The sequence below is a fragment of the Thermodesulfobacteriota bacterium genome (assembly GCA_040758155.1).
In the GTDB taxonomy this organism is placed as follows: Bacteria; Desulfobacterota; Deferrimicrobia; order Deferrimicrobiales; family Deferrimicrobiaceae; genus UBA2219.
Genome location: JBFLWB010000201.1, coordinates 1 through 4,831, shown reverse-complemented (window position 1 = coordinate 4,831; position 4,831 = coordinate 1). Strand labels below are relative to the sequence as shown.

Sequence of the window (4,831 nt, the reverse complement as noted above, 5' to 3'; positions counted from 1 at the left end):
CTGCTGGGAACCTCCGGCTACCCGACCTCCCGGGAGGAATCGCTGCTCGCGGCCATCCTCAGCAGACGTCCCGACGGCCTTTTCCTGACGGGCATCACGCATTCCGACGAGAGCCGCAGGCGGCTGATCGCCGCGCGGATCCCGATCGTGGAGGTGTGGGACATCACACCCACCCCGATCGACATGCTCGTCGGTTTCTCCCATGGGAAGGTCGGGGAGGCCGTGGCGGAGCATCTTCTCGCCAAGGGGCGCCGGCGGTTCGGACTGGTGACGGCCGACGACGCGCGCGCGGAGGTCCGTAACGAGGCATACCGCTCGGTGCTCGGCCGGCACGGGTTCGCCGACGTCGCAACCGCCGTCGTGCCCGCGCCATCCAATTTCCGGCTGGGGCGCGAGGGGCTCGCCCGCCTCCTGGAGCGCGGCCCTCTTCCGCTGGCGGTTTTCTGCAGCTCGGACACGCTGGCGCACGGCGTGCTGATGGAGGCGCAGGCGCGCGGGCTGTCGGTGCCCGACGAGCTGGCCATCGTGGGGTTCGGCGACCTCGATTTCGCGGCGCACACGTTCCCCTCGCTGTCGACGGTGCGGATCGACCGCGCCGCCGTCGGGCGGAAGGCCGCCGAAGCGCTGCTCGCCCGGTTCGAGGGAAGGGAGACGGAGAAGATCGTGGACATCGGCTTCCGGGTGATCGAGCGGGGGACCGCATGACGGGCGGGCGCGCGCGATCCATCAAGATCCACGAGCGGGACAACGTGGCGATCGTCGCGGATCCCGGGGGGCTGCCGGCCGGCGCCGTCCTGGAGGACGGTACCGTTCTGCGCGAGGCCGTCCCCGCGGCCCACAAGGTCGCGCTGGCGGACCTGCCGGAGGGCGTGCCGGTGATCCGCTACGGCGAAGTCATCGGGCGGGCCGCGAAAGCTATCCCGCGCGGAAGCTGGATCGACGAGTCGCTGGTGCTGCTGCCCGAGCCGCCGGCGCTGGACGCCCTCCCCCTCGAGACGGGGCGCGCGCCCGCGCTCCCGCCGCTTTCGGGATATACGTTCGACGGGTACCGGAATGCGGACGGCAGCGTCGGCACGAAGAATCTCCTCGGGATCGTGACCAGCGTGCAGTGCGTCGCGGGAGTGACGAATGTTCTCGTTCGCCGCATCGAGGACGAGCTGCTCCCCCGCTATCCGAACGTCGACGGCGTCGTCGCGGTCAACCATGGCTACGGCTGCGGGATCGCCATCAACGCCCCCGGAGCCGCAATTCCGATCCGTACGCTCCAAAACCTGGTCCGCAACCCGAATTTCGGCGGCGAAGCGATGATCGTGGGGCTCGGCTGCGAGAAGCTCGAAACCGACCGGCTCGTCCCGCAGGACGACCGGAACGCCTGCGAGATGTGCGGCTGCTGCTCCGTCTCGCCGGCGATGCTCCTCCAGGATGAAGGGCTCCGCGGCTTCGACGGCATGATGGCGGCCCTGATGCGGATGGCGGAGAAGCGGCTGGAGCGGCTCAACCGCCGGTGGCGGGAGAGCTGCCCCGCTTCCGAGCTGGTCGTGGGCGTCCAGTGCGGAGGAAGCGACGCATTCTCCGGAGTCACCGCCAATCCGGCAGTCGGATACGCAGCGGACCTCATCGTCCGCGCGGGCGGCACCGTGATGTTCTCGGAGGTGACGGAGGTGCGCGACGCGGTCCACCTGCTCCTCCCGCGGGCGGTCGACGTGTGGGTCGGACGCGCGCTGCTGAAGGAGATGGCCTGGTACGACCGCTATCTGGCCGCCGGCGGCGCGGACCGCAGCGCCAACCCCGCACCGGGGAACAAGAAGGGCGGACTCGCGAACGTGGTGGAGAAGGCGCTCGGCTCGATCGCCAAATCCGGCAGCGGCCCGATCGCGGACGTGATCGGTCCCGGAGAGCGCGTCCGGAAGAGCGGGCTGGTCTTCGCGGCCACCCCGGCGAGCGATTTTGTCTGCGGCACGTTGCAGCTCGCCGCCGGGATGAACCTGCAGGTCTTCACGACCGGCCGCGGAACGCCTTACGGGCTGGCGATGGCGCCGGTGGTGAAGGTTTCCTCCTCGCAGGCGCTCGGCGAGCGCTGGCACGACCTCATCGACCTCGACGCAAGCCGCATCGCCCTCGGGGAGGCGACCGTCTCCGACGTGGGATGGGAGCTGTTCCGATTTATTTTGGACGTGGCCAGCGGTCGCAAGCTGGTCGCCGCCGACCGGCTCGGACTGCGCAACGACCTCGTGCTGTTCAACCCCGGGCCGGTTACGTAGCTGGCCCGGGATCACTGCGCCTTCCGGAAGGTGAACCCCTCCTTCGGATCGGCGTCGATCGTCACCTTGTCCCCTTCCCGGAATTCCCCTTTCAGGATCCGGATCGCCAGCGGGTCCTGCAGGTGCTTCTGGATCGCGCGCCGCAGCGGCCGCGCGCCGAACGCCGGCTCGTAGCCGATTTCCGCGATCTTCTCCTTCGCGGCGGCGGTCAGCGTCACCTCGATCTTCCGGTCGGCCAGGCGGTCGTTGAGCTCCCGCACCATGATGTCCACGATCCGGGAGAGCGATTCCCTGCCCAGCGAATGGAACAGGATGATCTCGTCGAGGCGGTTCAGGAACTCGGGCTTGAAGGAGCGGCGCAGCTCCTCCATCACGCCGGAGCGGATCGCCTCATCCCCTTTCCCCGCCATCTCCTGGATCCACTGCGAGCCGACGTTGGAGGTTAGGATCGCGACGGTGTTGCGGAAGTCGACCGTCCGCCCCTGACCGTCGGTCAGCCGCCCGTCCTCCAGCACCTGGAGGAGGATGTGGAAGACGTCCGGGTGGGCCTTCTCGATCTCGTCGAACAGGATCACCGTGTAGGGCTTGCGGCGGACCGCTTCGGTGAGGGCCCCGCCCTCCTCGTACCCGACGTACCCCGGGGGGGCTCCGATCATCCGCGCCACCGAGTGCTTTTCCATGTACTCCGACATGTCGAGGCGCACCATCGCCGCCTCGTCGTCGAAGAGGAACTGCGCCAGCGCACGGGCCAGCTCGGTCTTCCCCACGCCGGTGGGCCCAAGGAAAAGGAACGACCCGATGGGGCGGCGGGGATCCTTCAATCCCGATTTGGCGCGGCGCACCGCGTCGGACACCAGGCGGACCGCGTCGTCCTGCCCCACCACGCGCGCGGTGAGGCGCTCCTCCATCGAGAGGAGCTTCCTGACCTCGCCCTCCACCAGGCGAGAGACCGGGATTCCCGTCCAGCGGGAGACGATCTCCGCGACGTCCTCCTCGTCGACCTCCTCCTTCAGCAGCCGCGTCGGCCCGTCCGCCGCGGGGCGCGACGCCTCCTCGACCTGCTTCTGCAGGCCGGGGATGACACCGTATTTGAGCTGCGACGCCTGCTCGAGGTTCCCCTCCCGCTCGGCGCGGTGCATCTCGGAGGTCGCATGCTCCAGCTGCTCCCGGATAGCGCGGACGGCTGCGATGTCGGCCTTCTCCCCGGTCCAGCGGTCGCGGAGCGCCTGGATCGTCGCTTTCAGGCCGGCGATCTCCCCGTCGATCCTGCGGAGCCGCTCGCGGGACGGCGCATCCTCTTCCTTCGACAGGGCGAACTTCTCCATTTCGAGCTGCTTCTTCTCCCGCTCCACCTCGTCGATCGCGGTCGGAACCGAGTCGAGCTCGATCTTGCGGCGGGACGCCGCCTCGTCGATCAGGTCGATCGCCTTGTCCGGCAGGAACCGGTCGGAGATGTACCGGTGGGAAAGCGTCGCCGCGGCGATCAGCGCGGAGTCCTTGATCCGGACCGGCTTGTGGTGCGCCTCGTACCGCTCTTTCAGCCCCCGCAGGATCGAGATCGTGTCCTCGACCGTGGGCTCGCCCACCGTCACCGGCTGAAAGCGCCGCTCCAGGGCCGCGTCCTTCTCGATGTACTTCCGGTACTCGTCGATCGTGGTCGCGCCGACGCACCGCAGCTCGCCGCGCGCCAGGGCGGGCTTGAGCATGTTGGAGGCGTCGAGCGCCCCTTCCGCCTTGCCGGCGCCCACCAGCGTGTGGAGCTCATCGATGAACAGGATCACCTTTCCTTCCGCGGCGCCGATCTCCTTGAGCACCGCCTTCAGCCGGTCCTCGAACTCGCCGCGGTACTTCGCCCCGGCGATGAGGGCGCCCATGTCGAGCGCCAGGACCTTTTTATCCTTCAGCCCCTCGGGGACGTCGCCCAGCGCCACCCGCTGCGCGAGCCCCTCCACGATGGCGGTCTTGCCGACGCCCGGCTCCCCGATCAGGACCGGGTTGTTCTTCGTCCGCCGGGAAAGGACCTGGATCACCCGGCGAATCTCGTCGTCGCGGCCGATGACCGGGTCGAGCTTCTCGCGCCGGGCGGCCTCCGTGAGGTCGCGGCAATATTTTTCGAGCGCCTGGTACTTGGCCTCGGGATTCTCGTCGGTGATCCGCTGGCTCCCGCGGATGGCGGTCAGCGCGGACAGCAGCGCCTCCCGCGTCACGCCCGCCTTTTTCAGGAGCTCGCCCGCCTTCCCGCCGGCATCCGAGGCGAAGGCGAGCAGGAAATGCTCGGCGGAGATGTACTCGTCCTTGAACGCGTCGGCCTCCTCGAGCGCCTTCCGGAACAGCGGCTCCATCCTCGGCGACAGCCCCCGCGACACCGCGCCGCTGACCTTGGGAAGCTGCGACAGCAGGCTTTCCGCGTCGGCCAGGAGCCGTTGCGCCGCGACCCCGGTCCTCGCGAGGAGCTCCCCCGCCACGCCGCCTTCCTGGCGGAGCAGCGCGGCGAAGAGATGCTCCGGCTCGACCTGCGAGTGCCCCCGCTCGGAAGCCGTCCGGACGGCGTCCTGCAGCGCTTCCTGCGA

The 4,831-nt window shown here is 69.3% G+C and carries 3 protein-coding genes; 2 read left to right on the top strand and 1 reads right to left on the bottom strand.

Going from position 1 to position 4,831, the window contains the following annotated elements:
• Positions 1–705: substrate-binding domain-containing protein (locus AB1346_13990; protein MEW6721552.1), on the top strand; the 705-nt coding region annotated here is incomplete at its 5' end.
• Positions 702–2,261 (top strand): galactarate dehydratase, encoded by a 1,560-nt coding sequence (gene garD, locus AB1346_13985; GenBank protein MEW6721551.1) that lies wholly within the window; start codon positions 702–704, stop codon positions 2,259–2,261. The genes AB1346_13990 and garD, both read left to right, overlap by 4 nt.
• 11 nt (positions 2,262–2,272) lie before the next feature.
• Here the strand turns inward: garD and clpB are convergent.
• Positions 2,273–4,831: ATP-dependent chaperone ClpB (gene clpB, locus AB1346_13980; GenBank protein MEW6721550.1), on the bottom strand; the 2,559-nt coding region annotated here is incomplete at its 5' end.

Coding starts and splice junctions, on each gene's coding strand:
- garD (MEW6721551.1), top strand. CDS start 702: ATGACGGGCGGGCGCGCGCGATCCATCAAGATCCACGAGCGGGACAAC.